Raw genomic sequence first — 25,624 nt, 5'->3', positions numbered from 1 at the left:
TGGGAGTTCAGGAACGGGGGATGAGCGTTGAAGGAGGACATGGTCTTTCTCAAAAAGTTCGTGGCGGACCACCCCGGCAATCAGATGGGCTGGTACCTCCTGGGAAAAGAATACGAAGCCCAGGGCAAGCAGGGGAAGGCCCACTACTGCTACGCCAAGGCAGGGGAAATATATGCGGCCTTTGAGAAGAAGGAACCGCCTTTTACCCTTCAGGATGTTAAGGAGCGGCTCGCCGCGGATAAGCGTGCCGGCAGCCTAAGCTCCCCTGACGAGGCCGAAACGGAGGCCGGGAGGAGACGAGGGGGGGCCGTGATTGGCCGAATGGCATTTGCGCTCCCTTTCCTGCTCCTTCTCCTGGCCCCCCTTTCCGGATCCGAGCTGCCGGCCGGTCCGCCCTTCCTGCAGGAGTCAGAGGCCGTTGCTCGGCCCGTGCCCTCCAACGGAGAGCCCCGCACCGACGTTTATCTGGCCGGAGGGATCGGGAAGCCTAATGAATGGAAAGAACGGCTTAAGGAGATTCTAGTAGCGCCTTCCAAGGGAGAGACGATATCCATTCTCGCCGGAGCCCGCACGTCTTCCGACGGGAAGTGGCTGGATTGGGCGCAGAAGCTGGTCCCTCTGGCCACGGCGGAGCGTTCCGCTGACGGCGGGAACGTAACGGTGCGCTACCACAATCGGGAAACGTGCGAATGCGAGCCGGCGGACGGAAAAGAGGCGGCCAGGACGGTGGAGAAGTGGCAGGAAGAAGAGGAACAGCTCGCCGTGCTCCGTTCCGCCGTTACCCATTTCCGAAGCCGGAATGGAAAGCTTCCGGAGACGGTGGAGGAACTGGTCCGCCCTTATCCCGATAATTGGCTGCCGGGTTATACCTCTTATATGAAGGAAGCGTTCGCCGAATTAGCGGGAGAGATAGCCGGGGGTGAGGGACAACCTCAGAGCGGAGAGAAAGCCTCTCCGAAAGCCCCAGCGCCAGCCGGCAGCCCCGCAAAGGCTAAGGGATTGAACGAACCTCTCGAGATCATCATCGACAAAGCGAGCCATCGCCTGGCTCTTGTCAGCGGGGATGTCATCCTGAGGAGCTATCGGACGGGGCTCGGCGGGGACCGGACTCCCGAGGGAGTGTTCGAGATTACCGAGAAGGTCCGGAATCCGAACGGACGGTCGAACGGTGAATACGGCAGCCGGGGGATGACGCTGTCGGATCCCCGCTACGCCGTCCATGGAACCGATAAGCCGTCCAGCATCGGCAAGGACGAGTCTCTCGGGTGCATCCGGATGCTGAGGGAGGACCTCGAGGAGCTGTACGATCTCGTGCCGAAAGGAACCCGGGTCACCATTGCTGCGGAGGGCACGCTTTCCCCGGATGAGCCCGCCCATTCGGTCCCCCGCTTCCGCTTGGCACCCCAGGTCAAGGAAACCAACCCGGGGACCCGGTATCGCTGGCTGGATTAGCCGCTTCTGCCGCCATCCGGCCAGATCGCCTTCCATAACAGAGGAGCCGCCCCGGCTTAATCGGTGACGGCTCCTTTTTTAACTAGCGGTTAATAATAAGGAGGACAGCCATAAGAATGACGATGGCGGCCAGGATGGAGCCTGCCCAGACAATGGCCTTTTTGTTGACTTCGTTCTTGGCTCTGCGGGACACGGGGGTTGCTTTTCTTTTCACGGGAATCGACCGTCCTTTGGTGGAATTAGACCTTTATCTTCCTATAGTTTAACATAATGAAAGCGGATTAGCAGGGGGGATTTGCTTTCGGCCGGGGTCGTTTTTGGGTGGCCGCCCCTTTCCTTTTTGTGCGGAAAAAGATAAACTGATCGATAGAAGTCATAAGGAAAACGGAGTGTTGTTGGCATGCTTTACAAATCATTAGTAAAACCCGCGCTGTTCCGGATGTCGGCGGAAAGCGCCCATCATCTGCTGATCGGAGGGCTTAACAAATCCGCCTCCTTGCCGGGCTCCATCGCTCTGCTGCGTTCGCTCTATGGGGTATCCAAGCGGCCTGAGCTTGCGGTTAAGCTGTTCGGGATTGACTTCCCGAATCCCGTAGGGCTTGCGGCGGGTCTCGATAAGAACGGGGAAGCAGTGGAGGCTTTTTCGGCCGTCGGCTTCGGGTTCATGGAGGTCGGCACGGTAACGCCTAAGCCCCAGCCGGGCAATGAGCTGCCCCGGTTGTTCCGCCTCCCTGAGGATCTCGCTCTTGTGAACCGGATGGGCTTCAACAATGTCGGAACCGAAGAGATGGCCCGCAATCTGGAGGGAATCCGCAAGAGGCCGATTCCCGTTGCGGTCAATATCGGTAAGAACAAGGCGACGCCAAATGAATCGGCCGAGGACGATTACCGGGCATGTATCCGCAGGCTGTATACATACGGTGATTTTTTTGTGGTCAATATCTCCTCGCCGAACACGCCGGGGCTTAGAAACCTGCAGCACGGGGATGAACTCCGCCGGCTTCTGGCTGCCGTCAAGGACGAAATGGCCCGGCAGCAGCAGCTGGCCGGCGACGGAGGAAAGCCGGTGCTCGTCAAGATTGCACCGGACCTGAGCGAGCCCGAGCTCGATTATATCGTGGATACGATCGTAGAAAGCGGAGCCTCCGGCATTATCGCCACCAACACGACCATAAGCCGGGAAGGACTTAAGAACCGGCATGCGTCGGAAACGGGAGGATTAAGCGGGCGCCCGTTAACCGCAAGAACGACGGACATTATCCGCCGGATCTATGCTCATACCGGAGGCCGAATCCCGATTATCGGCTGCGGAGGCATATTCGATGCGAGGGATGCTTATGACAAGATCAAGGCGGGAGCAAGTCTGGTTGAAATTTACACTTCGCTAATCTATGAAGGACCGGAGCTTCTGCGCAAGCTGAATGGAGGCCTTCTTGACCTGCTGCGCAAGGACGGCTTCACGAACATCTCTGAAGCGGTAGGTGCGGATCACAGAAGCTAGTGCTCGTCCGGCAGCCGTATCCAAAGATCGCAGGAACGGAGGAAGCACTGGCGAAGGAAGGGGTTTATCTAGATGGACGGACGAGATTGGAGCAAATTTCTTCTCCCTTATGAACAGGCCGTAGAAGAGCTGAAAATGAAATTCAAGCTGCTCCGGACGGAGCTCAAAAGCCGGGAGGAATACTCTCCCATTGAGTTCGTAACCGGGCGCGTTAAACGAATATCGAGCATATTGGACAAAGCCAAACGGCTAAACGTCCGCATGGATCAAATCGAGACCGGCATCGAGGACATCGCAGGAATCCGCATCATGTGCCAGTTCGTGGAAGACATTGAGAGGCTGTCCCACATTATACGCGAGCGGCAGGACCTGACCGTCGTTTATTTCAAAGACTATGTCACGAACAAAAAGGAGAGCGGCTACCGGAGCTATCACATTATTGTGGAATATCCGGTGCAGACCTCGCTAGGGATGAAAAAGGTGCTGGCGGAAATTCAGATCCGTACGCTCGCCATGAATTTCTGGGCGACGATCGAGCACTCCCTTAATTACAAATACAAAGGCGCTCTCCCCGAGGACGTGACCCGGAGGCTGAGCAAGGCGGCGGAAGCCGCCTATCAGCTCGACCAGGAGATGTCGAGCATCCGCGATGAAATTACGGAGTCCCAGAAGGCGTTCGAGGATAAGAGCAACGTGGTCAGCAAGCTGATGAATGACATTCAGCGGCTCTACTTCTATAACCGGATCCGGGAAGCGGCGCAGTTCCAGCTGCAGTTTAATGAGATGTGGGAGAAGGAAGATATCTGGGGATTGAAGCAGCTCTCGGTCGCCATTGAACAATCGCTCTCCCGCGCGAAGAAAGATCATTAGCGGCAGGGGGAAAGGAGTTGGCCGTCATGCCCTATGATCCGCTGTACGTTCAGTTTCTCTACCATTTCAATGTGAGCCTGGACTACTTCGAATGCCACGAAGTGATGGAGGAGCTGTGGCTCGAGGAAGGTCGCGACCTTCTGTATCAAGGGCTGCTGCAGGCGGCCGTCGGCCTGTATCATCACCGGAACGGCAACCCGAGCGGAAGCCTTAAGCTGTTCACCCAGGCTGCGGATAAGCTGGAGCGTTATCCGCGGCACAGCCTGGGCATCGACCTGGGCGAACTGCTCGAGAATTGCCTGGCTTACCGAAATCGGTTGGCAGGGGGAGAATCTTTTGCTTTCTACTCCTTCCCGATTACGATTCTGGACCCCGATCTGGCCGGTCTCGTGGAAGAAATGAAACGGAATCCCCCGGCGGCCCTGGAAGAGGACTAAAGGAACGAAGAGAACCGAAATTCCATGCCTACACACAAAAAAAGGCGGCCGTTCGGCCGCCCTTCCTATGATTTGAACTTGTTAAAGAAATCTTTAAAGGTCTTCTCGTCGTTCTCGCCTTCGAGCCGGCCCGCTTCCTTGCCGTCCTTGTAATACACCAGAGTCGGCGTATATTGAATATTGAAGTTCTGCCAGCCGTCCTCGAACTCCAGCAGGTTAAACTGCTTCATGTCGATCCCCATGGTCTGAGACAGAGGGTAGAGCATCGGAGTGGTCTTCTGGCAGTGAACGCAGGTGGGAGAGAAGTAATAAACGAACAGGGATTCTTTGTTCTGGAGCCGTTTCTTCAGGTCATCCGGCAGAATGATATTCTGATAATTCTTGTCCTTCAGCTGGCTGACGGTGGCCGGATTGAGCTTCTTGGCCGGCATGCCGTATACATTGTTGTCCTGGCCTTTCAGCTGCAGGGAATTGATCCCATAAAGTATGGCAAAAAGAGCAATGATGCAGGTTAAATAAATGCTTAGTTTCTTCACCTTAACCCTCCTTTTGAATTGGACATGCCCTGGAAATTCAGGATGTTTCCGGACAGGCTTCTCTATTAATATGATATGACGTTCCCTGCCCAAATGCAAAGGAAATTGGTGACGATTCTCTTACGGATAAGTACAGCCTGCACCAGGTAGGAGAGTGTAATCGACCGATGAAAGCAACCCAAAGGCTGGATAAGCTGCTCGCCCACTCCGGCTTCGGCACCCGAAGCGAAATCAAGGCGCTGGTCAAGAAGGGCGCAGTTCAGGTTAACGGGAAAGTCGTTAAAGACAGCGGAATCCAAGTGAATCCCGAGAACGAGGAAGTGTCGGTTCATGGCGAGGTGCTCCGCTTCCGCGAGCATGTCTATCTTATGCTTCACAAACCGGCCGGCGTGGTCTCCGCGACCGAAGACAACCGGGACCGCACGGTTCTCGACCTTATCGGAAAGGAATACGCGCACTTTGAACTGTTCCCGGTGGGACGCCTCGATAAGGACACGGAAGGGCTGCTGCTGCTGACCAATGACGGGAAGCTGGCCCATCAATTGCTTTCCCCTAAGAAGCATGTTCCCAAAACATACTATGCCAAGGTGGAGGGGATCATGGACGGGGAGGACCAGCGGGCGTTTCAAAAAGGGGTCGAGCTGGACGACGGGTATGTTACGCTGCCGGCCGAGCTCGTTATTCTGTCGGCGGACCTCGAGGAAAACCGTTCGGAAATCCGGTTGATCCTGCATGAAGGCAAATTTCATCAGGTGAAACGAATGGTGGCGGCGGCAGGCAAAAAAGTAACCTACCTTAAAAGAACTGCCATGGGGATGCTGCCCCTGGATGAAAGCCTGCCCAAAGGCGGTTACCGGGAGCTGACGACAGAGGAATTGGAAGGATTGAGGAAAAGCCATGAAGTATAAGCTGATCGCGCTTGACGTCGACGGAACGCTGCTGACGGACGATCATGTCTTGACGGACTCGGTGAAGCAGGCGGTCCGGGAAGTGCATGAAGCCGGGGCGGTCCTCGTGCTGGCAACGGGAAGAAGCCCCACCAACACCTTGCCCATCCTGGAGGAGCTCGGCTTGGAGGGCCTCGTGATCACCCACAACGGCGCGGCCGTGGTGGAATCCTCCGACCGCCGCGTCATCAACAAATTTCCATTCCATGCGGACGAGGTGCTGCCCGTTCTGCGGTACTGCCGCGAGCACGGCATTCATTTCGATGTCTGCTCCCCGTTCGAGCTCTATGTCGAGAAGCTCGGAGAAGAAGAGAAAGCGATGTACGAAGGATTCATGCTTCAGCCTAAGCTCGTTCCCGATGTGCAGCAGGTGGATGAGCCCCAGGTCAAGCTTTCGATCTTCAGCACGGAGGAGAAAATCAACCGGATGGAGCAGGACTGGACGAGCCTCGGAAGCCCCTTGCTGCTGATCCGCAGCGGTCACCGGTTCCTCGATGTCATGAACCCGGAAGCGAACAAAGGCCACGCGCTGAGGAGCCTGGCCGGGGAGTGGGGAATCCGGCGCGAGGAGGTGCTCGCCATCGGAAATTACTTCAACGACCTGGGGATGATCGAATGGGCCGGTCTTGGCATCGCCATGTCCAACTCTCCGGAAGGGGTAAAAGAGAAAGCGGACACCGTGACCCGGGCCAGCAACAACGAGAACGGAGTGGCGGAAGCCCTTCGGGAGCATGTGCTTGGCCGCGTCTAAGCCCCGGGAAGCTGGGAATAGCGGGATAACGGGATGAAGCCGGCCTCTGGCCGGCTTTTGGTATGGAAAGGGGGCAATATTTTGCTTGCCGTCCGGGCACTCTAAAGGCGTTCGACCTATTCCATCACGAAAGGGCGATGAGGATGAGCCAAGTCATGCTTAGACCGGACTTGCGAACGGCAGGCGGGGAAGTCAGCGACATTTTGCTGCGGGGACAATATGTGGGCTCCTTGACGTTGGTGTTCCGGGAACAGGACCGCGTTTCGGGATCCGTTCAGCTGGAGGAAGATTCGCTGTCGGAAGCGGACAAAGAGTCCGTAGCGTCCTTTATTCAGGACTATATTCAATCCTTCATTATGGCGGTCCGTGCCGTCTCTTGTGAGGTCCTGCTCACGTACAGCCCTTATGACCGGATCATCGCCACCACTCCCGAAGAGGAAAGGGAAGCCTTTATAGAGGAAGACGATGAGGAAGGATATGGCCTGGAACCCGATTGGGAGGAAGACGAGGACATTCTGGAAATGGACGAGGACGAATGGGCGTCCGCCGAATACGAACTCGTCACGGTAAAGGAAACGGGAAGCCGCGTGGACTATCACGTCTACGATGCGGAGCAGGAATTGATCGCGGAAGCCTTCCTTCGGACAAGAAGCGAGGATCTGACGGGTGACGTCACCTGGGAAAGAGAGCCGGAGGATTGGGAAGTCGAGCATGTGACCGAGCTTCTCGTGACCGACTTCGATGAGGAGCAGGCCGACACGTTCGTCATTAACCACATTTACGAAGGCGAGATCGTGGAAACGGTGGAGCTGACGCATGATGATCTGCTGGATACCCCTTATGAAGCCTTTGGAGAAGAAGCCGCTGAGGAGGACTACTCGGTTGTTCTCGTTCGGGATGACGGAGATACGCTGACCTATGAGATCTACCAGCAAACGCTGGGCGGCCTGCCGATCGGGACCGCTACGGTAGACATCGCCCACCGCCAGCTTACCGGGTTTATCGACTTCCGCGATAAAGGCGGAGCCGACGATGCCGAGATCATCTCTTCCCTGCTCATGAGGGAGCTGGACAAGGAAAAGGAATATGACGAGCTGAGCCTAACCTTGCTGTATCAAAATGAGCCCATCGATGAAATTTATTTCGAGAACGAAACGGTGCATTAAGGAAGGGAAGGCCTCTGTCCGATGAAGGATAGAGGCCTTTTTGTTGAAGAAACATCTTCCATAATCCGACAAAAGCCTCCATAATTAAGAAAGAGACAAAAAAGGGAGGCTTATTCATGAAATGGACCGAGCAGGAGCTCAGCCATTTGGTTGTTCTGGCCGATATGGTGCGGAACAGCCGCAAAACGGCGGTGATGGAGGACATGGTGGAATGCCTGCTGTATGTAGCCAAGGCGGTCCGGGAGGTAGAGCTTCCCGTCCCTGTAGGGGAACGGATGGGCTTGCTCATCGGACGAATCGAGGACCGGCTGCGTCTGGAGAACGACCTCAGCCGTCCGGAGGCTTTGTGGCCTAGGGCAAACGAAGGCCTTTCGGGTAGTGGTTCTTAATCCATCCTCCGCTCGCCTTGCCCCAGCCAAGCGGGCAGCCCTCAGCGGTCACCAGGCACCAGCCGCGGATGGAATCCGGGGAGGGCAGGGCTTCTCCCCTCAAATAGGCAGCCGCTTCTTCTCCTTCCGGGTCGAGCCGGAAGGAATGACCCGCTTCCGCGGGTTCCATCGCCATAGCAAGTGCATGCGCCGGCTCCGCCCGGCCTTTTTTGATTTCGGCCAGATGCAGGCCCGGTCTCAGCACCTTGAGGCCATCGAGCCAATGGGCTTGAAACGGGCTGCTTTCGGCCTGAGGCAGCCAATACAGCTGATCCCCGAAGAGAAGCGGTTCTCCTTGCCTCAGTTTAAGGCCGGGGAAGGCCTCTTCCCGGAGCCGGGAGAACAGCTCCCAGGCGTCGGCCGTACCCTTCGGCCGTTTGCCGGCTGCCGAGGCGCCCTTGCGGGTCTTCCGATCGGGGCCCGCCGCCGCCTCGGTTACCGCGTCGCGGTCTTTGCGAAGCAGGCACACGAAATGGCCTTCCCCCTCGCCTTTATGGGGCCACAGCCTCTCGGTCCGGACTCTCTCGAGCTCGGGAAACTCCTCGAGCATGGCGTCCATCGTTTCCTCATTCTCCTGGCGGTTGAAGGTGCAGGTGGAATAAGCGAGCTCTCCTCCGGGCTTAAGCATCTTGACCGCCTCGCGGAGAATATCCCGCTGCCGGGCCGCGCACATGACGACATGATCCGGCGACCATTCGCCGATCGCAGCGGGATCCTTCCGAAACATCCCTTCCCCGGAGCAGGGGGCATCGAGCATAATTTTATCGAAGAAGAGCGGGAATCTTGAGGCCAGCCGGTCGGGGGAAGCGCTGACGACGACTGCGTTCGCCGCTCCCATTCTTTCGATATTTTCCGATAGAATCTTGGCCCGGGCCGGATGAATTTCATTCGCCACGAGCAGGCCCTCCCCGCCGAGCTTCCCGGCGATTTGGGTTGACTTGCCTCCAGGGGCGGCCGCCAAATCCAGCACGATCTCTCCCGGCTTGGGGTCGAGCACCTCGACGGCCGACATGGCCGACGGTTCTTGAATATAGTACAGGCCGCCCGCGTGAAAAGGATGCTTCCCCGGGCGGATCTCCTCGGGATAATAATAGCCGGAGGGGCACCACGGAACCGGGATAAGCCGCCACTCCATTACAAGACGTTCCCTAACGGAATCGGGAACAGCCCTTCTCAGCGGATTGAACCGCAGCCCCTGGGTGCGGGGGTCTTGGTAAGAGGCCAGGAAGGCGTCCGTTTCGGGTCCTAAGAGGCTCCTCATTTGGTCGAGATAGGATTCGGGCAATTGCGTCATGACGGGCAAACTCCTTTGCAGCCAACAATAGTCCTCCTATTATACCCGCTTCCCGCCAGGCCTCCAACCCTCCAAGCCTTAGCCCTCTCATTAGACCGTTCCGGAAAGTTTGGCTATAACGAAGAAGTCACGGGTCCACCCCCGCTTCCTCGGTCTATAATAGTAAAAGATTGGACAGAGCGGAAAGGAAGGGATGCCGAATGATTGATCAGTGGAATCCGAATGCAGGTAATCCGGCAGCAGCCGGCTGGCAGCGAAGAAGAACGAGGAGGAACCGAGTTGGACCTTATTACTTTGGGATGGAACGAAGCCTTTGCGAAAGCCTTTGAGCCCTATGCGGCCAAAGGCCATCAAGCGGGGCGGGTGTATTTGGAGCATAAGCATCTGTATCGGGTGTATACCGAGCAGGGAGACGTGCTGGCTGAGGTGACCGGCCGGCTGAGGCACGAAGCCATAGGACGGGGGGATTTTCCTGCGGTCGGCGATTGGGTAGCCCTGACCGTACGCGAGGGGGAAGGCCGGGCGACGATTCACGGCATTCTCCCCCGCTTCAGTAAATTCTCCCGCAAGACAGCGGGGCAGGTGACCGAGGAACAGATTGTGGCGGCCAACGTCGATACGGTCTTTCTGGTGAATGCCTTGAATCAGGATTTTAACCTCCGCCGGATCGAGCGGTATTTGCTGCTTGCCTGGGAAAGCGGAGCCCGGCCGGTCATCGTGCTGAGCAAAGCGGATCTATGCGCGGGAGTGGAGCAAGCGGCTGCCGAGGTCGAGGCCATTGCGCCCGGCGTTCCGGTGCATGCCGTGAGCTCGCTCAGCCTGGAAGGCGTCCTGGAGCTCGCCGCCTACGTCACGGCGGGCCGGACGGCCGCTCTCCTCGGCTCTTCGGGTGCGGGCAAGTCGACGCTTATCAACCGGATGTTCGGCAGCGAGATAATGGCGACGGGCGGCATCCGGGAGGGAGACGACAAAGGCAAGCACACGACGACTCACCGGGAGCTCGTGGTTCTTCCCCAGGGCGGCCTTCTGATTGACACGCCCGGTATGAGGGAACTGCAGCTGTGGGAAGGAACGGAGGGGCTCGAAACGTCCTTCCGGGACGTGGAAGAGCTCGCCGAAAGCTGCCGCTTCCACGACTGCAGCCACCGGAAGGAGCCGGGCTGCGCCGTACAGGAGGCGCTTCAGGACGGCACCCTGGATCAAGCGAGGTTCGACAGCTACGTCAAGCTTCAGAAGGAGCTCGCTTACCAGCTCCGCAAAGAGGACAAAGCTCTGCAGCTGGCCGAGAAGGACAAGTGGAAGAAGATTCACCAGGCGGCTAAGAGCCAGCGGAACCGCCCTTAGGGCTAAGAAAGCACACCGCATGCAAAGAATAAGGTAAGCGAAACCTACCGACGTCAGGGGTAACCTTGCGCGGTGGGTTTTCTTTTTGTGCCGCTTCGCTAATCGATTTTTGGAACGGGAAGGAACATTATGGGTAATCATTCGTATATCTTTTTAGGAGACGTGTCCGTTTGAGGAGCGCCAAGCAAGCATGCGGCAGACAAGGCCGGCGGGGAAGGAGGCGATGGCAATGAACCGACAACGATTACCCGTCCGCTGGATAGCGGGGACGGCCGTCGCGGCCGCCCTGTTCTTATTCCCGTCCGTCCCGCCCGCTCATGCGGGGGTCATCGACACGGTCAGAGGAATCTTCGAGCTTCCGGCGGAAGTGGACAAGCTTAAAGAGGATTACGACCGGGTGCAGCAGGAATATGCCCGGACGAAGGAAGAGCTTAACGAAGCCAAACAAGCAGCCGAGCAGGTGACACACGACCAGAAAGAGCTGATGGACGCCAACCGCCGCCTTCTGGAGCAGAACCGGCAGCTGAGCGATATGGTCGGGCAGCTGCAGAGTGCGGAGCAGGCGAGAATCCGGAGCATGAAGCAGCTTCGAACCGTTCTTTTCACGCTCATTGGCCTGGTAATCGGGTATTTCTTGTTGTCCCGTATTCTGAGGGTGTATTTGCGAAGCCGCTTGTGACGGCAAGGAGGGGGAAGAACCATTGGAAATCAACTATAACGAGAAGAGGGGAGCCAGCCGGCCTAATGGGGCTCATTTTTCCCTCGCCGAAGGAGAGAGGCTTCATGTGCTGCATCCCAAATCCATCGTTGCTTTTCAGGGCGTACCGGCAAACCGGGAGGACCGTTTGCTGGACTTGAGGGGAATGTACCGCAAAAGAAAATGGATCCGCGCCGATCTGACCGGACCGGCGCATTTTCTTATCGCCCTGCCGACCGGCTACTCCCTCCAAACAATCCCCGTAGACGAGGGGGATGATTTTTTGTATGATATGCGCAACGTGCTCTTCTATTCCCATGGGATCGAGATGAAGCCGGTGTTTCTGAAAATCAAGAACATGCTCATCACCCGCGATATCGTTCGAATGAAATTTACCGGTTCAGGAACGATCGGGCTGCTTTCTCATGGCCCATTGCACGAAATGGCCCTGGAACCGACCATTCCCCTATACGTCGACACGGGAAGCCTGGTGGCCTATCCCCATAATGCGGAACTCGATTTGTCGGTTTACGGCAATCATTTGGCCAGCCAGCATATGAATTACCAATGGAAGATAACGGGGAGGGGCCGCGTCCTGCTTCAATCGAACAAAGCGGACCGTCAGGTGGAGGAAGCGCGGGACGATGGCTTCGTCCGCCGCTTGCTGCGGGAGGCGCTGCCTTTCGGGGGCGTGTTTATCAAATAACAGGAGCCAGCAGGCTCCGGGGAGACGATTCATGGAAAGGGCGACGAGGGTTCCGCTCCCGGTGCGGAGCCGGTTGGTACATAGCTTCATGCAGCTGCTTCATTTTGGTTACCAGCAGGCCGTTTCGTGCCTGTTCGCCGTGTGCGTCTTTGGAACGCTGGCTCTGTCGAAGCTTCTTACGCTTCCGGCCGGGCACCGGTATGATTTTATTTTGGTTGTCCTTCTGCTTGTTCAAGTCATGATGGTGGCAAGCGGATTGGAAACGAAGGATGAGCTGAAGGTCATCTGCGTGTTTCACCTTATCGGTCTCGCTCTGGAGCTGTACAAGACCCATATGGGGTCCTGGACGTATCCGGAGGCCTCCTGGAGCAAAGTCTTCGGGGTTCCGCTTTACAGCGGGTTTATGTATGCGAGCGTGGCCAGTTACCTTTGCCAGGCCTGGCGCCGGTTTAATCTGTCCATGACGGGCTGGCCGGCTAGAGGAAGCGCGGCTGTTCTCGGAACACTGATTTACTTGAATTTCTTCACGCATCACTTTCTGCCCGATTTCCGCTGGGTTCTGATGGTCCTGGTTTTTGTTGTTTTCTGGAAGACCTGGGTAAGCTTCACGGTTCGGGACCGGACCTACCGGATGCCGCTCTCCTTGTCTTTTCTGCTGATCGGTTTCTTTATTTGGGTTGCGGAGAATATCGCCACCTTTTTCGGGGCTTGGCAGTATCCGGATCAAGAGCAGAGCTGGCACCTCGTCGGCATTCAGAAAATCGGATCGTGGTACCTGCTCGTCATCATCAGCATTATTCTCGTGGCTCAATTGAAGCGGGTAAAAGAGGCAAGGGAGCCGTCGCGTCCGTAGGAGCCCAGACAGCCTTTCTTAGGCTCCGATCGGGTCCCGCCGGCATCAGGGGCGCGAATCGGCTTCGACTTTGTGCTTCCAGAACAAGGCCGTCAGCACTCGCTCCACCCATTCTTTGTCCGTATCGCTCAGAACCAAGCCGTCGAATTGAATCTCGTTCTCCCTCAAGAGCCTTCTCAGGTTCACGGGGGCGGCGGGCTTCTCTTCCTCGGCTTTTTCCGGTTCCAGGTAGCCGGCATGCTGCATCAGCTCCGAATAGGAGGCGTTCAGCCCTTCGGACAGCTTCATCAGCACGTCGGGGGACGGAACCCCTCGGTTGCCGTTCTCGAGCTGGGAGATATAGGCGGCGGAAACGCCGGACCGGGTGGCCACCTCGCGGATGGTGAAGCCTTTTTCCTTGCGGAGATCCCTTAATTTATCATAGAACAAGAGGCGATGCTCCTTCCAAAAGCCTACAAAAGTAAGCGATAGTTAACATTTGTATCATAGCTGATTTGCATCTGTAAATACAATCCTGCCGACCCATAACATTCGTTAACAAAAATGATTGCAAAAGTAAAATTTTACCGATATAATGGGAACGAAAAGGCGAACGCAGGAGGGATTACTGTTGAGGATCATGGCGAAGCCGGGCGTATTCTCCCGGTCCAGAATAATGAAGGGGCTCACCCAAAGGGAGCTCGCCAAACAGTGCAAGCTGAGTCATGCGTACGTCAGCCTGCTCGAACGCTCCGTCAAATCGGTAGGACCCGCTGCGGCCAAGCGGCTGAGCGAGGTGCTCGACATGCCCATGGAGGAACTCTTTACCATCGAATAAAAACATCCTTTTCACTGCTTCCCCCACCCGTTACAATAGAATGGAGACTAACACGGCTAAGGCAGGCCAACAGGGGGCAGCAGATGAATATTTTACAGGCGTTGTTTTTCCCTCCCGAACAGCCTGGAGGGGTCTCTTCGATGGTACCGTACATCCAGGAGCGTTTTACGAAGAAGGGATGGGACATGGAGCTCTTCTCCCTGCCGAAGAGGATCAGGGGGAAGGGGACGGAGGAAGTCGCCTTCAGCACCTTCGATTGGAAGCGATATGCCGGAACGCCGGTCGTGGATAAATACATTCAAACATACAAGGACTATCTGTGGTGGACGAGGATGCGCATCAAGAAGCGGTACGACCTGATTCACGCCCACCATCCGATTGCGGCGCTCGTTATGAAGCAGCTGTTTCCGGACACTCCCCTTCTTATGACCATTCACTCCAGCTTCGAGAGAGAGCTGATTCTGAACGGAAGAATCGCCGAAGGCGGGCCGGAGCACTCGTTTCTGACCTCGATCTACCGAGAGCTCGAGGATAAAGCCAACCAGATCATTACCGTATCCGCCTCCTTCAAGCAGTACCTATCGGATTATATGCAGGACCCGGACAAAATCGGGGTTATCCCGAACGGCTTCGACGAAAGACGCTTTAGGCCGTCCAATCATGAGAACGCCGTGCCCCAGCTGATCAGCGTGTGCCGGCTTGTTCCCGCCAAAGGGCTGGATACGCTGCTCCAGGCCTGCTCCGAGCTAAAGCGGAAAGGCCATACCTTCGTCCTTCACCTGATCGGGGACGGCCCGAGCCGGACGGAGCTGGAGCAGATGGCCGTTGATTTGAACATTTACGAGGAGACGATCTTCTACGGCTATATGCTTCATCCGGAGGAGTTTATGCCGTTCTTCGATATTTTCGTGCTCCCTTCCCGTGCGGAAGCGTTCGGCTCGGTTTTTGCCGAGGCGGCTCTGTGCCTGCTGGCGCTGGTCGGAACGAATGTCGGAGGGATTGCCGAGCAGATCGAGAACGGACGCAACGGGCTGCTGGTTCCTCCCGGAGACGCCCACGCGCTAGCCGGAGTGCTCGAGAAGCTGATGCAGGACCCTTCTTACCGCTATAACCTGGCCCGGGCCGCTCGCGACAAAGCGAAGAAGACCTATTCCATGAACCGGGTCATCCAGCAATTGACGAAGGTTTACGAAGCTTACCGGGTTCACGCCTAATCACGTTCTCCTAAGGAGGAAAGAGGAATGGATAGCCTCATCGATCGGCTGACGCAAAAATACCGCCAGATTACCAAGAGGTGGCTCGATGCCGTCTCCCAGCTTACGGAGGAAGAGCTTTATTGGCGCCCGACGCCGGAGAGCAACAGTATCGCGAATCTGATGCTGCATGTGGCAGGAAATGTTCACCAGCGGATTGAAGCGGAGATTCAGGGGCTTCCCGACCACAGGGACCGGGACGGGGAATTCCGCCCGGACATTCCGTACACCCGGGAGGAGCTTATTGAGAAGTTTCAGTGGGCGATGGATCTGATTACCCGAACGGCCGAGGGGCTTTCGGAGGAAGATCTTCACCGGACGATGCGTTCGCAAGGGCGGGACCAATCGTACCTGCACTTCTTCCTGCAAAGCACCAATCATTTCTCGGAGCATTTGGGGCAAGTGCTCTATATCGCCAAAATGAAGCGGGGCCGCGATTATCGCAGCACCTCGATTTAACGCCGGCGTCCCCAAGGAACGAAGTCACCGCAGCTCCCGCTTGCGAGAGCGAGCGCGTCAACGCCCGGTAACCGGGCGTACCGAAAGAAGAAGCTCCCGGCCTTCACCGGCCGGGAGCTTCTTTTTCTTTGGCAGGAGCGGCCTGTCGCATCTTCCGCTACCCGAGCAGCCTTAAGCACAGGACACCGGCAAAGGTGCACAGCACGCCGGTTAATTCGAGGCGCGACAGCTTCTCCTTCAGGAAGACACGGGCATACAGCAGAATCATCAGCACGTTCATCGCAATGACGGCGGAAACAAGCCCGGTAATGCCAAGCCGGAACGCCGGAAGGATGAGGATCATGCCGGCGATGTTGGTGAGGCCCACGGTCATTCCCCAGAAGAAGGTCTTGCCCGGCGGCCAGACGGCTTGCGGGGAGTCCGGCTCCGGCTGAGCGGCCGGACCGGTAGTGCGTTTTCTTCCTTTAAGCCACAGGAGGAGAAAAAGCAGAGAGCCGGTCGTATACATAAGGGCCAGCGTAGGGAACGTGTTGCCGTTCAGCAGGGTAGCCTGCTTGGACGAAACGTCGGTGAACGCAAACGTGAACATTGCGAGAATCCCCCATTGGATGCCGTTCAAGCGGGACAGCGTGAAATCCCCGGACCAGCGCAAGAGGACAAGCCCGGTGAAAATGACGCCGAAGGCCGCCCACTGGCCTCCGCTCAGTTTCTCGCCCCAGAGCAGGTAGCTTAAGGCGACCACGACAATGGGCGGCATCCCGATCAGCATGGCGATCAGGGACGTTTTGCCGACGGCAAAGCCTTTGTACATGGCGGCGTTGGACGTGAAGGAGAACAGGCCCATCAGAAGGCCGAGAAGGGCACCGGCGGTCCAAGCCTGCCCGAGGAACAGATTAATGACGAATGAGATCAGTGCCCCGCATAAATAAACGCCCAGGAGCAGAAGATTGCGGTCGATCGGTCTTCGGGAAGTCCATTGGTAGAGAATGCCGCGGAAGCCGAAACAAACGGCCGCCGCAGCGGCGTATACAAGCCACATAACAGATGATGTCTCCTTTTGCGGGGAAGGGCCCTTTATTCTTCGTAAATCATTTTGACCGTCATGCCTCCGTCGATGACCAGGTTCTGGCCCGTAATGAAGCCGGTTTGGTCGGAGGCGAGGAACAGGCAGGCGTCGGCGATGTCATAGGGGACCCCGACACGCCCGACAGGATGCTGGAGCATGTCCCTCTCGGAATGCTCCGGCTTCTTCGCCCGGGGGGAGTACTGCCAATCGGCCGTTTCGATCCAGCCCGGGCTGATGGCGTTTACCCGGATGCCGTAGCCCCCGAGGCTGACCGCCATGGCATGGGTAAGCGACAGAATGCCGCCCTTGGAGGCCGAATAGGCTTCCGTATCCGGCTCCGACATAAGAGCGCGGGTGGAAGCGATGTTGATAATGGAGCCTTTCCCTAAGCTCTTCATGATGCGGGCGGCCTGCTGCGAGCAGACGAACGTCCCCCGAAGGTTGACGGCGATGACCCGGTCGAATTCCGATACCGGCAGCTCGAGCATGCTTCCGTTTGCCATAATGCCGGCGTTGTTGATAAGCACGTCCACCCGGCCCATGTCCTCATGGGTGAGCTGCATCCAGCGGCCGACGGCTTCTTCATCCGCTACGTCAATGCACATGAACATGGCGTTTCCGCCGTATTGGCGGATGTGGCGGATTACTTCCAGTCCCGCTTCCTTGTCGCGGTCCACCAGGGAGACGGCATAGCCGTCTTGGGCGAACCTTAAGGCGAGCGCGCGTCCGATACCCTGCCCGCCTCCCGTGATCAAAGCCGTTTTCTGCATGCCTATCCCTCCAGGAATTTTCTCTAATTATACCTTATAATGGGCTTGGTTTGAAAACACGCATTGCTCCCTCCGGGAACTTTCGCATAAGATGGGGATAGGCCGTTACGGAGGGGGGAGCCGGTCGGAGGTCCCGGTCCGGTTTCGGACGAGAATCCACCCCAGCCACAGCAGGCTGACCATCCCGAAAAGCGGATAGAGAAAGCTGAGCAGCGGGCGAAACCCCACGAGGCTGAGTCCGTAGGACAAGGCCAGGATGCCGAGTAGAGCGGCCTGCCGGCTGATCCGGAAACGCTGCTCGATCTGCAGAATCAAGCCGAACACATCGGCAATGAAGGTCGTAAAGATTTCCCCAAAGATGACAAGGACATAGAGAAATTGCACAACGGCCCCGAGCCGCCGGATAATATGGCCCATCGGGATCTCATATTGCAGAATGCCGGGCATTTGCGCGGACAGGGCGAAATGAGCCGCCAGTAAGAGAAGCCCGATCCCCGCGCCTCCCAACACGCCTCCCCATATAAGAATGCCCCGGTCCCGGATGGCGGTGCCGAGCGGAACCAGAACCGCCTGCGCCGTCGCGAGGTTAAAGGCCGAATAGAGGAGCGGGGCCGTCCAGATCTGAAGGAGCGGATAATCGCTCGTCAGCCAGAGCCAGTTGGAAGCATTGGGAAGTGACCAGGTGGAGAGGGCAACCACAGCCGTAAACAGGAGCATGAACGGGACCACGACGGTGTTGACCGCAAGAATGCCATGCATGCCTTTGGAGAGGACGAGGTACCCGAGGACAAGGGTGATCCACAGGCCCGTCTGATAGGACAAGCCCAGTTGTTCGGCAAAAAGCGTTCCCGCTCCGGCCAGCATGACCCCGGCCGTGCCAAGCAGAACAATCATCAGGAAGAGGCTGAAGGCCTCCCCGATTCCCGGACCGAACAGCGTCCGGTTCAAATCTTCGTAAGAACGGGCGCCGGTTTTTTGGGCAAGCAGCATGAGCTTGATCCCGAACCCTATAAACAGCACGGTGGCGAGAGCGATGGTGGCTGTGGCGATCCCGCCGTATTGGGTAAAGAATTGAAGGATCTCCTGGCCGGAAGCAAAGCCGGCTCCCACGATCGTTCCGATATAAGTAAAAGCCACTTGAACTATCCTGCCCCATGGTCTCATTGCCGGTTCCGCCTCTCCCGTTTTAATCCTGCCATCCTTATAGCACCTGTGCGGGCAGGAGATAAGGACAGGCGGGCATTAGTACACAGTATGTCCGGGAGGAGCCTTCCATGACTGGGACAGACAGGGAGCGGGTGCCGGGAAAGCGGGAAGACCCATTAACCGAGGGAGGGAGAGGCATGCTTCAGGAAGCTTTGCAGGAATTTATTGTGCGTTACGGGTACTATGCCATGTACGGGCTGCTGGCGGCCGGAATCGTCGGACTCCCCGTTCCGGACGAAATTCTAATGACCTTCGTGGGGTATTTGACCTCCTTAGGACTCTTTAATCCCTATCTCGCGGTAGCCGTAAGTTTCGGTGGGGCCATGACGGGGATGATCGTCAGCTACTACCTGGGCAAGAAAGTTGGGAAGCCGTTCCTATGGAAATACGGCAAATGGGTGAAGCTGACCCCCCGCCGGCTGGAAAGGGCGGAATCCTGGTTTCGGAAGTACGGGTTATGGACCGTCAGCTTCGGTTACTTTGTCCCGGGGGTCCGCCATTTCACCTGTTACCTGGCCGGCGTCAGTCAGGTTAAGCTGTGGAAGTACTTGCTTTTCGCCGGAGGGGGAGCCTTCGTCTGGTGTACGCTGTTCATTACCTTGGGCCGGGTTGTCGGACAGGGGATGGAGCACCTCTTTCACCTGATCCACACGTATGTGGGGTGGGGGCTGTTCGCCGTCATCGCCGTTTCGGCCGCCGTCGTTCTGAGCGCGATCCGGTTCCGCAAAAAGACGCCGCCCGAGCATTCCTGACGGAGCGCCAGATGCGAAGCCAACCCAAAAAAGCCCACTCGGGCTTCTTTGGGTTGAGACGGCTATCGTCGGAATCCTTTCGAAAGGCTATTCGGTCCGGGCAAAAAGCTTAACGGAATGGACCGTTTTGCTTTCGGGATCCAGGTCGAGCTTAAGGATAGTACTCTTCGTCCGGTACGTCAGCACATACCCCGTATCCGAATCCGGCTTGCCAAGCGCATCGACCGCCTTGGCGGCCGTCTGGCCGAGCCGGAAGCCGTGCAGCCCCGGGTCAACCAGGTCCGTGCGCAGCTCGACATATTGAACCTGCTTCTTGGCGTTGAAGCCTACGGAAAAATCCTTATATTCGTACACGGTAATCGGGTCGGTTTCGTCTTTCATGACATATTCGCTGGAGGGTTGTCCATATCGCTTCGTGACTTCCTCGACGGATTGGGTTAAGGTAACGGCCATCAAGGAAGGGCGTTGGGTGCTGTAGGCTTCCGAGGCGTCGATGGTCGTCTGGCTTAACGTTTGGGTGGTCTTGCCGGGTTGAGCCTCACCGTTGTCCCCGTTCTTCAGGGGAGAGGTCACGGCCGGCTTGGCCGGGCTCAGTCCGGAGCTGTTGGGAGCGGGTACGGGAATCCAACCCGTAACGAACCCGATGACGGCGGCCGTACTGACGGCTGCGATGCAGCCCAGGATGACGGTAGGCAGGGATTGCTTCATCTTGGCTTCCTTTCCGTTCCCGCACAGGAAGAGGGACCCTTCCCCGGGAACGTTTCCTCTCGTATTATTATAGACCATTTGGAGCGCCTAAAAGTTTCAACATTTGATGAATTTTTACCTTATCTTTTCCTTAACCCCGTTCTCTGCTATGATATTACACAATGAACCGAGCAAACCGTTGGTTTGACTAAAGCTTTGGAGGTTGATCCGGTCGATGGATATGTTAAAACAGCGGATCCTGCAGGAAGGAATTGTTCTTTCGAACGAAGTGCTTAAGCTTGATGCCATCCTGAACCATCAGGTGGATCCGGAACTGATCATGGAAATGGGAAAAGAATTCGCCAAGCGCTTCGAGAATGAAGGCATTACGAAAGTGGTCACAATCGAATCCTCCGGTATCTCGGTTGCCTTTGCGACCGCCTATGTACTTAAGGTTCCTCTCGTGTTCGCCCGGCGCAAAAAAACGCTGACCACCGACAACGATTCCTACTGCGAAAGGGTGCCCTCGTTTACGAAAGGGATTGTCACCGACATCATGGTGTCCAAGCAGTTTCTTACCCCTCAAGACCGGGTGCTGATCATAGATGATATCATTGCGAACGGGGATGCCGCAAGAGGCATTATTCGCATTATTGAAAGATCGGGGGCCGAGTTGGCCGGATTCGGGATCGCTGTTGAAAAAAGCTTCCAGCAGGGGGCCCAGACGATTCGCGACCTCGGCATCCGGGTGGATTCCCTCGTCCGGATCGGACGGCTGCAGCCCGGCCGAATCGAGCTGGAGGAATAATTCCTGCTTCCCTGGAAAAGGAATTTGGCTTATAATTGAGGTAAGGCTTTAGAGAGAGGAGGCACACCCTATGGGGACCGAGAATATTCCTGTTGATTTCCTAATGACCAAACTCGCCGATGCCAAAACCCATTTCGAGCGCGCCTTGGACTGCAAGCATACGGATTTCGACGATCTGTATCCTTATATGATAGAACATCCCCAGTTTTTCTGGTATAAGCGTTATGTCGCCTGGTCCGAGCTGCTTACAATCGTAAAGCTGTGCCAAGAGCTCGAGGTGGATTGGCATCCTCAGTTCACCCAACCTCAGATCGAATACATTTCGAAGCGGGTCATGTCCAGCACCGTATTGGACTGCTGGTACGAAACGAACGATTCCAAGGAACATGTCAGCTGACCATTTAACGAGGAGTTTCCTTTAGCATATGCACAAGACCCAGCCGCTTGCGGCCGGGTCTTTTTTATGAAAAGCTCAGGTTCCGTTAAACGAGTCCAGGATCTTCATGCTCTCGATGTGAGCCTTGGTTTCGGGGGTGCCCAGCTCGTAAAGCATCCGGTACAGTTCCTTCAGGTTGTGGTCATACAGGTCGTTCTGCTCGTCATGGCCTTTGTCACTGAAGGGGAGCATCGCCCAATGGGCATTGCGGGTTTCCGCTTCATCCGTATCCTCGAACAGCTCCTGCAGCTTATCTAGCTCGTCGTCCGTCGCTTCAATCTCGAAGTTGTATTCCATGGTGCCTTTGTCCGCGATAATGTCTCCCGGACCGACGGCCACATAATAGGTGCGCTTATCCACAGCGATCTCTCCTTACGGGTAGGGAATGGAAATCCGATGTCCAACTTTTTGTAGATTTCCCGGCAATCGCTTAAACTATGTAGGAAAGCAAGGAGGGATGGACCATGATTACCGATGATCAGCTAGACGAGTACCGGCAGGCCGGAACCAAGCTCCGGGTGATCCGGGACGCAGACGTTGCCAACGATGTAAAAGGAATCGTTCTGGCTTGGGATGACCGGCACGTGCTCATCCGCAAGCAGAACCGCCGGGTGCTTAAGCTCGACAGAGCGTATACGTATAAGCCGTGGGAGCAGGAACGATGAGCGGCCTCTGCGGAATAGGAAGCCGAATTGTAGAGAAGGGAGGCGAGAGCTGGCTGGAGGTTACTTCGCCGGAGCCTCTCTATGTATTGAATTCTTCCCTATGGGGCGGAGGCTTCGGCTGGCGAACGGGGCTGGTGAACCGGCAAGTAGACAAAAGCTACTCGTGCGACGACCCCGGTGCCGAAATGGAATGCTTCCTGACGCGGAATGGATACGAGCCGGATCGGACGGCGGGTCTCCTGACGGCGGCCCGCGTCCAAGATGGAGGCTACGCTTCCGCGAGTCTGCAGGTGGAAGAAGGAGGCAGGGCGGATAGGCTCGAAGTGAGGACATGGGTGACGGTTGGCCTGAGCAACAAGGCGAGAGCCGGGTTACCCCAGCTGGAGGATAACTTATTCCCAGGGACGATTAACATCATCGTGCTGCTGGACGGCCAGCCGACCGAGGCGGCCATGGTCAATGCGGTGATCACCGCAACGGAAGCCAAGGCGGCCGTCCTTCAAGACTTGAATATCCGCCTGGAGAGCGGCGAGGGGGCAACCGGCACGACGACCGATGCGGTGCTCATCGCCGCCACCGGGGGAGGCCGCAAACTGTCCTACGCGGGAACTGCCACAAGGCTCGGCTACCTAATCGGACGAACGGTGTATGAAGCGACTAAGGCCTCCGCGCTGCACTACCTCCGTTATATAGAAGAGAGAGCGGGTTCCGGATTTCGCAGCTGAAAAAGAAAAAAGAGACGACAACAGGGTCGTCTCCTTGTCTTACTCTTCGTCGAAAGATCCCGGCTTGGCGCCGATTCTTACGAGGATCGCATGAACCTCCATTTCCGCTTCGCCGGAGGAGCTGCACACCGAGGTGATATATTCGGTGTAGGTTCCGGTCGCTTGATGAACTCCCTCTGCGGATTCCCCTGTGGGATGGATGCGGATCAGCTTGCCGATGACATGGCCATCGTCCGTCTTGAGGAGGTTCAGGAAATGACGTTCGTCGATGACTCTGCTTTCGATGTATACCATAATAAGATCGCCTCCTGGGTTAGTTCGTAGCCGTGCTTACTAAACATGTAACTCAATCCGGCCGATTCGAAACAATTGTTGCCCGGGAGGCGGGAATCTATCCATCTATCCATCCATCGTTAACGGCTGGCCGGTTTAACGGGCATCCACATACTGGCCGGCAAGCAGGCTTACTTCGGCCTTGACCGAATCTCGCGACATCGTGAAGGATTCGTGGTAGCCGCGGCATACATACTTGCATTGGATACCCTTGGCATTCTTTTCCTCGGTGTAGATCCGGATCCCGGCCTTCCCGAGTCCCGAACGGACGCGCGAAAGATCTTCCCGGACCGTATCCATCATCCTCTGCATAATGACGATATAAGGCAGGCTCACCTTCAGAGCGGAACGGGTAACGGCATCGATATCCCTCTGAAGCATGGTGAGCAGAACAGGCAGCAGGACGTACTTGCGGACGAGAGCGGCTTCGGATTCGGTCGGCTGGGGCGGCTTGCGCAGATCAATCGCGTTCATGGCCATGGTATGCGAACCTCCGTTCGTATGTTCTATTCCCATTGTATAACAGTTATTGACATTTGGCAAGCGCAATGATATGACTCCCGCCCCCAAATTATTCCTTCCACCGAAAAAGTTATTTTTGGCGTTTGACATTCCCGTAGGGGACGTGGTATATTATTTTTTGTCCGCTGATGAAGTGCTTGCTAAACGGCATGGAACTCAGGACATTAAGCGGTCGTGGCGGAATTGGCAGACGCGCACGGTTCAGGTCCGTGTGGGCTAACCCCCCGTGGAGGTTCGAGTCCTCTCGACCGCACCACTACATAAACCTAGAGCACCCCAACCGGGGTGCTTTGTTGTATACTGACTCTATAAGCCGAAAGGAAGACCGTAATGATCGACTACAAAAAGCTGATAGCCGGAGCGTTGGCCCCTCACCTGCAGGGCTTGGACGAAGAAGCCGTACTCGGCCTTCTCGAATACCCTCCCAACCCCGAGATGGGGGACCTCTCGCTTCCCTGCTTCAAGCTTAGCAAGACTTTGCGGCAGTCCCCCCAAGCCATCGCGGACAGCCTGAAGGAGAAAGTCTCCCACGAATCGGTGGAGAGGGTCGAATCCGTTTCGGGCTATTTGAACGTTTATCTGGACAAGAAGCGCTATGCGGAGAATATCATTTCGGAGGTTTTGGAATCCGGGGCTTCTTACGGTTCTTCCTCGGACGGCAGCGGGAAGACGATCGTCATCGATTTCTCGTCTCCCAACATTGCCAAGCCGTTTCATATCGGCCATCTTCGTTCCACGATGATCGGGAACGCCCTTTACCACATTCTCCGCTTCCGGGGCTTTGACGTGGTAAGGATCAACCACCTGGGGGACTGGGGTACCCAGTTCGGCAAGCTCATCGTCGCCTATCAGAAATGGGGCAGCGAGAAAGCGGTCGAGGAGGAAGGCATCGAGGAGCTTCTCCGCCTGTATGTCAAATTCCATGACGAGGCCGATTCCGCTCCCGAGCTGGAGGACGAGGCACGCGGCTGGTTCACCCGGCTGGAAAAAGGGGACGAAGAAGCGCATCGTTTATGGAAATGGTTCGTGGAAATCAGCTTGAAGGAATTCAGCAAAATCTACGATCTGCTCGGGGTAAGCTTCGATTCCTATGCCGGCGAAAGCTTCTACATTGACAAAATGGAACCGGTTATCCGGGAACTCAAGGACAAAAACCTGCTCGTCGAGGACCAGGGTTCCCAACTCGTGCGGCTGGACGACTATAACATGCCTCCGGCCCTTATGCTCAAGAAGGACGGAAGCTCGCTTTATCACACCCGTGACGCGGCGGCGGCGGTCTACCGGAAAGAGACCTATAACTTCGAGAAAGCCATCTACGTGACGAGCTACGCTCAGAATCTACATTTCCAGCAGCTGTTCAAAATCATGGAACTGATGGGCTACGAATGGGCGAAGGATCTCGTTCACGTGCCGTTCGGCCAGGTCAGCCTGGAAGGTGCGAGCCTTTCCACCCGTAAAGGCAATGTCGTCAAGCTCGAGGATTTGCTGAGCCAGGCCATTGCCAAGACAAGAGAGATTATCGAACAGAAGAACCCCGCTATGGAGAACAAGGACGAAGTCGCGAGGCAGGTTGGGGTAGGGGCCATCGTATTCAATGACTTGAGCAGCAACCGGATCAAGGACATCGTGTTCTCCTGGGAGGAAGCTCTTAATTTCGACGGGGAAACCGGGCCTTATGTGCAATACACGCACGCCAGAGCCTGCAGCGTCCTCCGCAAGGCAAACGGCTCGGACAGCATAGAGCTCCCCGCGAAAGGCTTCGATGCCTCCTTGCTGCTGGACTCGGCTGCCCTTGGAGTGGCGCGGGAGCTCTACCTGTTCGGCGAGAAAGTCGGACAGGCGGCCGACAAGCTGGAGCCGTCCATCGTCAGCCGGTATCTGGTCGACGTGGCGCAGGCGTTCAACCGGTTCTACCACGAGTGCCCGATACTCGTTGACGATCAAGCGCTTCGGGGCGCCCGTCTCGCTCTCGTCAAGGCGGTCCAGATCACGCTGCGTAACGGCCTGAAGCTGATTGGACTGGAGACACCAGAGAAAATCTAAAAAAACTACAAGCTGGCAGGGGCTGTCCCTCCGGTCCCATCAGGGCCGGGGAGGCGGTCCTTTTTTTGCCTGCGAATCTAAAGGAAACCGTTCTTGGTGA

At 56.6% G+C, this 25,624-nt stretch carries 32 protein-coding genes and 1 tRNA gene; 22 read left to right on the top strand and 11 right to left on the bottom strand.

What is annotated here, in order from left to right:
- The first annotated feature begins 39 nt into the window (after positions 1-39).
- Entirely contained in the window at positions 40-1,452 is a 1,413-nt protein-coding gene (locus MJA45_RS19105; protein WP_315603495.1) for a L,D-transpeptidase family protein, read from the top strand.
- Between the two features lie 82 nt (positions 1,453-1,534).
- Here the strand turns inward: MJA45_RS19105 and MJA45_RS19100 are convergent, their stop codons facing one another.
- Positions 1,535-1,666 (bottom strand): hypothetical protein, encoded by a 132-nt coding sequence (locus MJA45_RS19100; protein WP_315603494.1) that lies wholly within the window; start codon positions 1,664-1,666, stop codon positions 1,535-1,537.
- Between the two features lie 186 nt (positions 1,667-1,852).
- On the opposite strand from MJA45_RS19100, the gene MJA45_RS19095 reads away from it, so the two are divergent.
- The 3 genes from MJA45_RS19095 (at position 1,853) to MJA45_RS19085 (ending at position 4,260) form a co-directional block, all read left to right on the top strand.
- Positions 1,853-2,953 carry a quinone-dependent dihydroorotate dehydrogenase gene (locus MJA45_RS19095; RefSeq protein ID WP_315603493.1) on the top strand — a complete coding sequence of 367 codons (1,101 nt, stop codon included), beginning with the start codon at positions 1,853-1,855 and terminating at the stop codon, positions 2,951-2,953.
- 72 nt (positions 2,954-3,025) lie between these two features.
- Positions 3,026-3,823, top strand: a complete 798-nt coding sequence (locus tag MJA45_RS19090; protein WP_315603492.1) for a GTP diphosphokinase — start codon at positions 3,026-3,028, stop codon at positions 3,821-3,823.
- 26 nt (positions 3,824-3,849) lie between these two features.
- Positions 3,850-4,260, top strand: coding sequence for a DUF309 domain-containing protein (locus MJA45_RS19085; RefSeq protein WP_315603491.1), 411 nt, complete (start codon positions 3,850-3,852; stop codon positions 4,258-4,260).
- 65 nt (positions 4,261-4,325) lie between these two features.
- On the opposite strand, the gene MJA45_RS19080 is transcribed toward MJA45_RS19085, so the two are convergent.
- Entirely contained in the window at positions 4,326-4,796 is a 471-nt protein-coding gene (locus tag MJA45_RS19080) for a thioredoxin family protein (RefSeq protein WP_315603490.1), read from the bottom strand.
- Between the two features lie 167 nt (positions 4,797-4,963).
- On the opposite strand from MJA45_RS19080, the gene MJA45_RS19075 reads away from it, so the two are divergent.
- From MJA45_RS19075 to MJA45_RS19060, 4 genes are all read left to right on the top strand, one after another.
- Positions 4,964-5,704 carry a pseudouridine synthase gene (locus tag MJA45_RS19075; RefSeq protein WP_315603489.1) on the top strand — a complete coding sequence of 247 codons (741 nt, stop codon included), beginning with the start codon at positions 4,964-4,966 and terminating at the stop codon, positions 5,702-5,704.
- Positions 5,694-6,494, top strand: coding sequence for a Cof-type HAD-IIB family hydrolase (locus MJA45_RS19070; protein ID WP_315603488.1), 801 nt, complete (start codon positions 5,694-5,696; stop codon positions 6,492-6,494). The genes MJA45_RS19075 and MJA45_RS19070 overlap by 11 nt, the downstream gene beginning before the upstream one ends.
- A 155-nt stretch (positions 6,495-6,649) precedes the next feature.
- Positions 6,650-7,660: a hypothetical protein gene (locus tag MJA45_RS19065; RefSeq protein ID WP_315603487.1), complete on the top strand. Its 1,011-nt coding sequence runs from the start codon at positions 6,650-6,652 to the stop codon at positions 7,658-7,660.
- 116 nt (positions 7,661-7,776) lie between these two features.
- Entirely contained in the window at positions 7,777-8,049 is a 273-nt protein-coding gene (locus MJA45_RS19060) for a hypothetical protein (protein ID WP_315603486.1), read from the top strand.
- Here the strand turns inward: MJA45_RS19060 and MJA45_RS19055 are convergent.
- Positions 8,012-9,382, bottom strand: coding sequence for an RsmF rRNA methyltransferase first C-terminal domain-containing protein (locus MJA45_RS19055; protein WP_315603485.1), 1,371 nt, complete (start codon positions 9,380-9,382; stop codon positions 8,012-8,014). The genes MJA45_RS19060 and MJA45_RS19055 overlap by 38 nt on opposite strands.
- Before the next feature lie 279 nt (positions 9,383-9,661).
- Between MJA45_RS19055 and rsgA the strand changes: the two genes are divergently transcribed.
- From rsgA to MJA45_RS19035, 4 genes are all read left to right on the top strand, one after another.
- Positions 9,662-10,726, top strand: a complete 1,065-nt coding sequence (rsgA, locus tag MJA45_RS19050) for a ribosome small subunit-dependent GTPase A (protein ID WP_315603484.1) — start codon at positions 9,662-9,664, stop codon at positions 10,724-10,726.
- Between the two features lie 229 nt (positions 10,727-10,955).
- The gene (locus tag MJA45_RS19045) at positions 10,956-11,405 is read left to right on the top strand and encodes a hypothetical protein (RefSeq protein WP_315603483.1); all 450 of its coding nucleotides are present in this window, start codon (positions 10,956-10,958) and stop codon (positions 11,403-11,405) included.
- Between the two features lie 22 nt (positions 11,406-11,427).
- The gene (locus MJA45_RS19040; RefSeq protein ID WP_315603482.1) at positions 11,428-12,129 is read left to right on the top strand and encodes an AIM24 family protein; all 702 of its coding nucleotides are present in this window, start codon (positions 11,428-11,430) and stop codon (positions 12,127-12,129) included.
- A gap of 88 nt (positions 12,130-12,217) precedes the next feature.
- Positions 12,218-12,982: a DUF817 domain-containing protein gene (locus MJA45_RS19035; RefSeq protein WP_315608060.1), complete on the top strand. Its 765-nt coding sequence runs from the start codon at positions 12,218-12,220 to the stop codon at positions 12,980-12,982.
- A gap of 45 nt (positions 12,983-13,027) precedes the next feature.
- Here the strand turns inward: MJA45_RS19035 and MJA45_RS19030 are convergent, their stop codons facing one another.
- Positions 13,028-13,411, bottom strand: a complete 384-nt coding sequence (locus MJA45_RS19030) for a helix-turn-helix domain-containing protein (protein ID WP_315603481.1) — start codon at positions 13,409-13,411, stop codon at positions 13,028-13,030.
- Positions 13,412-13,601: 190 nt separating this feature from the next.
- On the opposite strand from MJA45_RS19030, the gene MJA45_RS19025 reads away from it, so the two are divergent.
- The 3 genes from MJA45_RS19025 to MJA45_RS19015 all read left to right on the top strand — a co-directional run bounded on the left by MJA45_RS19025 (position 13,602) and on the right by MJA45_RS19015 (position 15,511).
- The gene (locus MJA45_RS19025; protein WP_315608059.1) at positions 13,602-13,799 is read left to right on the top strand and encodes a helix-turn-helix domain-containing protein; all 198 of its coding nucleotides are present in this window, start codon (positions 13,602-13,604) and stop codon (positions 13,797-13,799) included.
- 83 nt (positions 13,800-13,882) lie between these two features.
- Positions 13,883-15,013: a glycosyltransferase family 4 protein gene (locus MJA45_RS19020; RefSeq protein ID WP_315603480.1), complete on the top strand. Its 1,131-nt coding sequence runs from the start codon at positions 13,883-13,885 to the stop codon at positions 15,011-15,013.
- A 27-nt stretch (positions 15,014-15,040) separates the two neighbouring features.
- On the top strand, positions 15,041-15,511 hold the full coding sequence (locus MJA45_RS19015; RefSeq protein WP_315603479.1) for a DUF1572 family protein: 471 nt from the start codon (positions 15,041-15,043) through the stop codon (positions 15,509-15,511).
- A gap of 157 nt (positions 15,512-15,668) precedes the next feature.
- Here MJA45_RS19015 and MJA45_RS19010 read toward each other — a convergent pair whose 3' ends face one another.
- From MJA45_RS19010 to MJA45_RS19000, 3 genes are all read right to left on the bottom strand, one after another.
- On the bottom strand, positions 15,669-16,550 hold the full coding sequence (locus tag MJA45_RS19010) for an EamA family transporter (RefSeq protein WP_315603478.1): 882 nt from the start codon (positions 16,548-16,550) through the stop codon (positions 15,669-15,671).
- A gap of 35 nt (positions 16,551-16,585) precedes the next feature.
- A complete protein-coding gene (locus MJA45_RS19005) occupies positions 16,586-17,347 on the bottom strand; it encodes a glucose 1-dehydrogenase (protein ID WP_315603477.1) in 762 nt (253 codons plus the stop codon).
- Positions 17,348-17,452: 105 nt separating this feature from the next.
- On the bottom strand, positions 17,453-18,511 hold the full coding sequence (locus MJA45_RS19000) for a YkvI family membrane protein (RefSeq protein ID WP_315603476.1): 1,059 nt from the start codon (positions 18,509-18,511) through the stop codon (positions 17,453-17,455).
- Between the two features lie 110 nt (positions 18,512-18,621).
- On the opposite strand from MJA45_RS19000, the gene MJA45_RS18995 reads away from it, so the two are divergent.
- A complete protein-coding gene (locus MJA45_RS18995) occupies positions 18,622-19,305 on the top strand; it encodes a DedA family protein (protein WP_315603475.1) in 684 nt (227 codons plus the stop codon).
- Positions 19,306-19,392: 87 nt separating this feature from the next.
- Here the strand turns inward: MJA45_RS18995 and MJA45_RS18990 are convergent, their stop codons facing one another.
- Entirely contained in the window at positions 19,393-20,013 is a 621-nt protein-coding gene (locus tag MJA45_RS18990; protein WP_315603474.1) for a DUF4309 domain-containing protein, read from the bottom strand.
- Between the two features lie 214 nt (positions 20,014-20,227).
- On the opposite strand from MJA45_RS18990, the gene MJA45_RS18985 reads away from it, so the two are divergent.
- Together MJA45_RS18985 and MJA45_RS18980 are read left to right on the top strand one after the other, a co-directional pair.
- Positions 20,228-20,800 (top strand): xanthine phosphoribosyltransferase, encoded by a 573-nt coding sequence (locus MJA45_RS18985; RefSeq protein ID WP_315603473.1) that lies wholly within the window; start codon positions 20,228-20,230, stop codon positions 20,798-20,800.
- 70 nt (positions 20,801-20,870) lie between these two features.
- Positions 20,871-21,197 carry a hypothetical protein gene (locus MJA45_RS18980; protein WP_315603472.1) on the top strand — a complete coding sequence of 109 codons (327 nt, stop codon included), beginning with the start codon at positions 20,871-20,873 and terminating at the stop codon, positions 21,195-21,197.
- Positions 21,198-21,272: 75 nt separating this feature from the next.
- On the opposite strand, the gene MJA45_RS18975 is transcribed toward MJA45_RS18980, so the two are convergent.
- Positions 21,273-21,596 (bottom strand): hypothetical protein, encoded by a 324-nt coding sequence (locus MJA45_RS18975; protein WP_315603471.1) that lies wholly within the window; start codon positions 21,594-21,596, stop codon positions 21,273-21,275.
- A gap of 104 nt (positions 21,597-21,700) precedes the next feature.
- Between MJA45_RS18975 and MJA45_RS18970 the strand changes: the two genes are divergently transcribed.
- On the top strand, positions 21,701-21,901 hold the full coding sequence (locus MJA45_RS18970; protein WP_315603470.1) for a hypothetical protein: 201 nt from the start codon (positions 21,701-21,703) through the stop codon (positions 21,899-21,901).
- Positions 21,883-22,626, top strand: a complete 744-nt coding sequence (locus MJA45_RS18965; protein ID WP_315603469.1) for an adenosylcobinamide amidohydrolase — start codon at positions 21,883-21,885, stop codon at positions 22,624-22,626. The genes MJA45_RS18970 and MJA45_RS18965 overlap by 19 nt, the downstream gene beginning before the upstream one ends.
- 39 nt (positions 22,627-22,665) lie before the next feature.
- Here MJA45_RS18965 and MJA45_RS18960 read toward each other — a convergent pair whose 3' ends face one another.
- Both MJA45_RS18960 and MJA45_RS18955 read right to left on the bottom strand, forming a co-directional pair.
- Complete coding sequence (locus MJA45_RS18960; RefSeq protein WP_315603468.1) at positions 22,666-22,920, bottom strand: hypothetical protein; 255 nt, start codon at positions 22,918-22,920, stop codon at positions 22,666-22,668.
- A gap of 135 nt (positions 22,921-23,055) precedes the next feature.
- On the bottom strand, positions 23,056-23,439 hold the full coding sequence (locus MJA45_RS18955; protein WP_315603467.1) for a YhjD family protein: 384 nt from the start codon (positions 23,437-23,439) through the stop codon (positions 23,056-23,058).
- A 210-nt stretch (positions 23,440-23,649) separates the two neighbouring features.
- On the opposite strand from MJA45_RS18955, the gene MJA45_RS18950 reads away from it, so the two are divergent.
- Together MJA45_RS18950 and argS are read left to right on the top strand one after the other, a co-directional pair.
- A tRNA-Leu gene (locus MJA45_RS18950) sits at positions 23,650-23,737 on the top strand.
- 74 nt (positions 23,738-23,811) lie between these two features.
- On the top strand, positions 23,812-25,524 hold the full coding sequence (gene argS, locus MJA45_RS18945) for an arginine--tRNA ligase (RefSeq protein ID WP_315603466.1): 1,713 nt from the start codon (positions 23,812-23,814) through the stop codon (positions 25,522-25,524).
- The last annotated feature ends 100 nt before the right edge of the window (positions 25,525-25,624 follow it).

Source organism: Paenibacillus aurantius, assembly GCF_032268605.1.
In the GTDB taxonomy this organism is placed as follows: domain Bacteria; phylum Bacillota; class Bacilli; order Paenibacillales; family NBRC-103111; genus Paenibacillus_AO; species Paenibacillus_AO aurantius.
This window is presented reverse-complemented; position numbering and strand designations above follow the sequence as displayed.

What these genes read in the sequence shown, in the direction of transcription:
- MJA45_RS19085 (WP_315603491.1), top strand. Translation starts at nt 3,850, where the DNA reads ATGCCCTATGATCCGCTGTACGTTCAGTTTCTCTACCATTTCAATGTG.
- MJA45_RS19105 (WP_315603495.1), top strand. Translation starts at nt 40, where the DNA reads ATGGTCTTTCTCAAAAAGTTCGTGGCGGACCACCCCGGCAATCAGATG.
- MJA45_RS19025 (WP_315608059.1), top strand. Translation starts at nt 13,602, where the DNA reads ATGGCGAAGCCGGGCGTATTCTCCCGGTCCAGAATAATGAAGGGGCTC.
- MJA45_RS19035 (WP_315608060.1), top strand. Translation starts at nt 12,218, where the DNA reads ATGCAGCTGCTTCATTTTGGTTACCAGCAGGCCGTTTCGTGCCTGTTC.
- MJA45_RS19020 (WP_315603480.1), top strand. Translation starts at nt 13,883, where the DNA reads ATGAATATTTTACAGGCGTTGTTTTTCCCTCCCGAACAGCCTGGAGGG.
- MJA45_RS19075 (WP_315603489.1), top strand. Translation starts at nt 4,964, where the DNA reads ATGAAAGCAACCCAAAGGCTGGATAAGCTGCTCGCCCACTCCGGCTTC.
- MJA45_RS19010 (WP_315603478.1), bottom strand. Translation starts at nt 16,550, where the DNA reads ATGTGGCTTGTATACGCCGCTGCGGCGGCCGTTTGTTTCGGCTTCCGC.
- argS (WP_315603466.1), top strand. Translation starts at nt 23,812, where the DNA reads ATGATCGACTACAAAAAGCTGATAGCCGGAGCGTTGGCCCCTCACCTG.
- MJA45_RS19005 (WP_315603477.1), bottom strand. Translation starts at nt 17,347, where the DNA reads ATGCAGAAAACGGCTTTGATCACGGGAGGCGGGCAGGGTATCGGACGC.
- MJA45_RS18985 (WP_315603473.1), top strand. Translation starts at nt 20,228, where the DNA reads ATGGATATGTTAAAACAGCGGATCCTGCAGGAAGGAATTGTTCTTTCG.
- MJA45_RS18970 (WP_315603470.1), top strand. Translation starts at nt 21,701, where the DNA reads ATGATTACCGATGATCAGCTAGACGAGTACCGGCAGGCCGGAACCAAG.
- MJA45_RS19060 (WP_315603486.1), top strand. Translation starts at nt 7,777, where the DNA reads ATGAAATGGACCGAGCAGGAGCTCAGCCATTTGGTTGTTCTGGCCGAT.
- MJA45_RS19065 (WP_315603487.1), top strand. Translation starts at nt 6,650, where the DNA reads ATGCTTAGACCGGACTTGCGAACGGCAGGCGGGGAAGTCAGCGACATT.
- MJA45_RS19090 (WP_315603492.1), top strand. Translation starts at nt 3,026, where the DNA reads ATGGACGGACGAGATTGGAGCAAATTTCTTCTCCCTTATGAACAGGCC.
- MJA45_RS18960 (WP_315603468.1), bottom strand. Translation starts at nt 22,920, where the DNA reads ATGGTATACATCGAAAGCAGAGTCATCGACGAACGTCATTTCCTGAAC.
- MJA45_RS19070 (WP_315603488.1), top strand. Translation starts at nt 5,694, where the DNA reads ATGAAGTATAAGCTGATCGCGCTTGACGTCGACGGAACGCTGCTGACG.
- MJA45_RS18980 (WP_315603472.1), top strand. Translation starts at nt 20,871, where the DNA reads ATGGGGACCGAGAATATTCCTGTTGATTTCCTAATGACCAAACTCGCC.
- MJA45_RS19000 (WP_315603476.1), bottom strand. Translation starts at nt 18,511, where the DNA reads ATGAGACCATGGGGCAGGATAGTTCAAGTGGCTTTTACTTATATCGGA.
- MJA45_RS19045 (WP_315603483.1), top strand. Translation starts at nt 10,956, where the DNA reads ATGAACCGACAACGATTACCCGTCCGCTGGATAGCGGGGACGGCCGTC.
- MJA45_RS18995 (WP_315603475.1), top strand. Translation starts at nt 18,622, where the DNA reads ATGACTGGGACAGACAGGGAGCGGGTGCCGGGAAAGCGGGAAGACCCA.
- MJA45_RS18955 (WP_315603467.1), bottom strand. Translation starts at nt 23,439, where the DNA reads ATGGCCATGAACGCGATTGATCTGCGCAAGCCGCCCCAGCCGACCGAA.
- MJA45_RS19015 (WP_315603479.1), top strand. Translation starts at nt 15,041, where the DNA reads ATGGATAGCCTCATCGATCGGCTGACGCAAAAATACCGCCAGATTACC.
- MJA45_RS19055 (WP_315603485.1), bottom strand. Translation starts at nt 9,382, where the DNA reads ATGACGCAATTGCCCGAATCCTATCTCGACCAAATGAGGAGCCTCTTA.
- MJA45_RS19095 (WP_315603493.1), top strand. Translation starts at nt 1,853, where the DNA reads ATGCTTTACAAATCATTAGTAAAACCCGCGCTGTTCCGGATGTCGGCG.
- MJA45_RS18990 (WP_315603474.1), bottom strand. Translation starts at nt 20,013, where the DNA reads ATGAAGCAATCCCTGCCTACCGTCATCCTGGGCTGCATCGCAGCCGTC.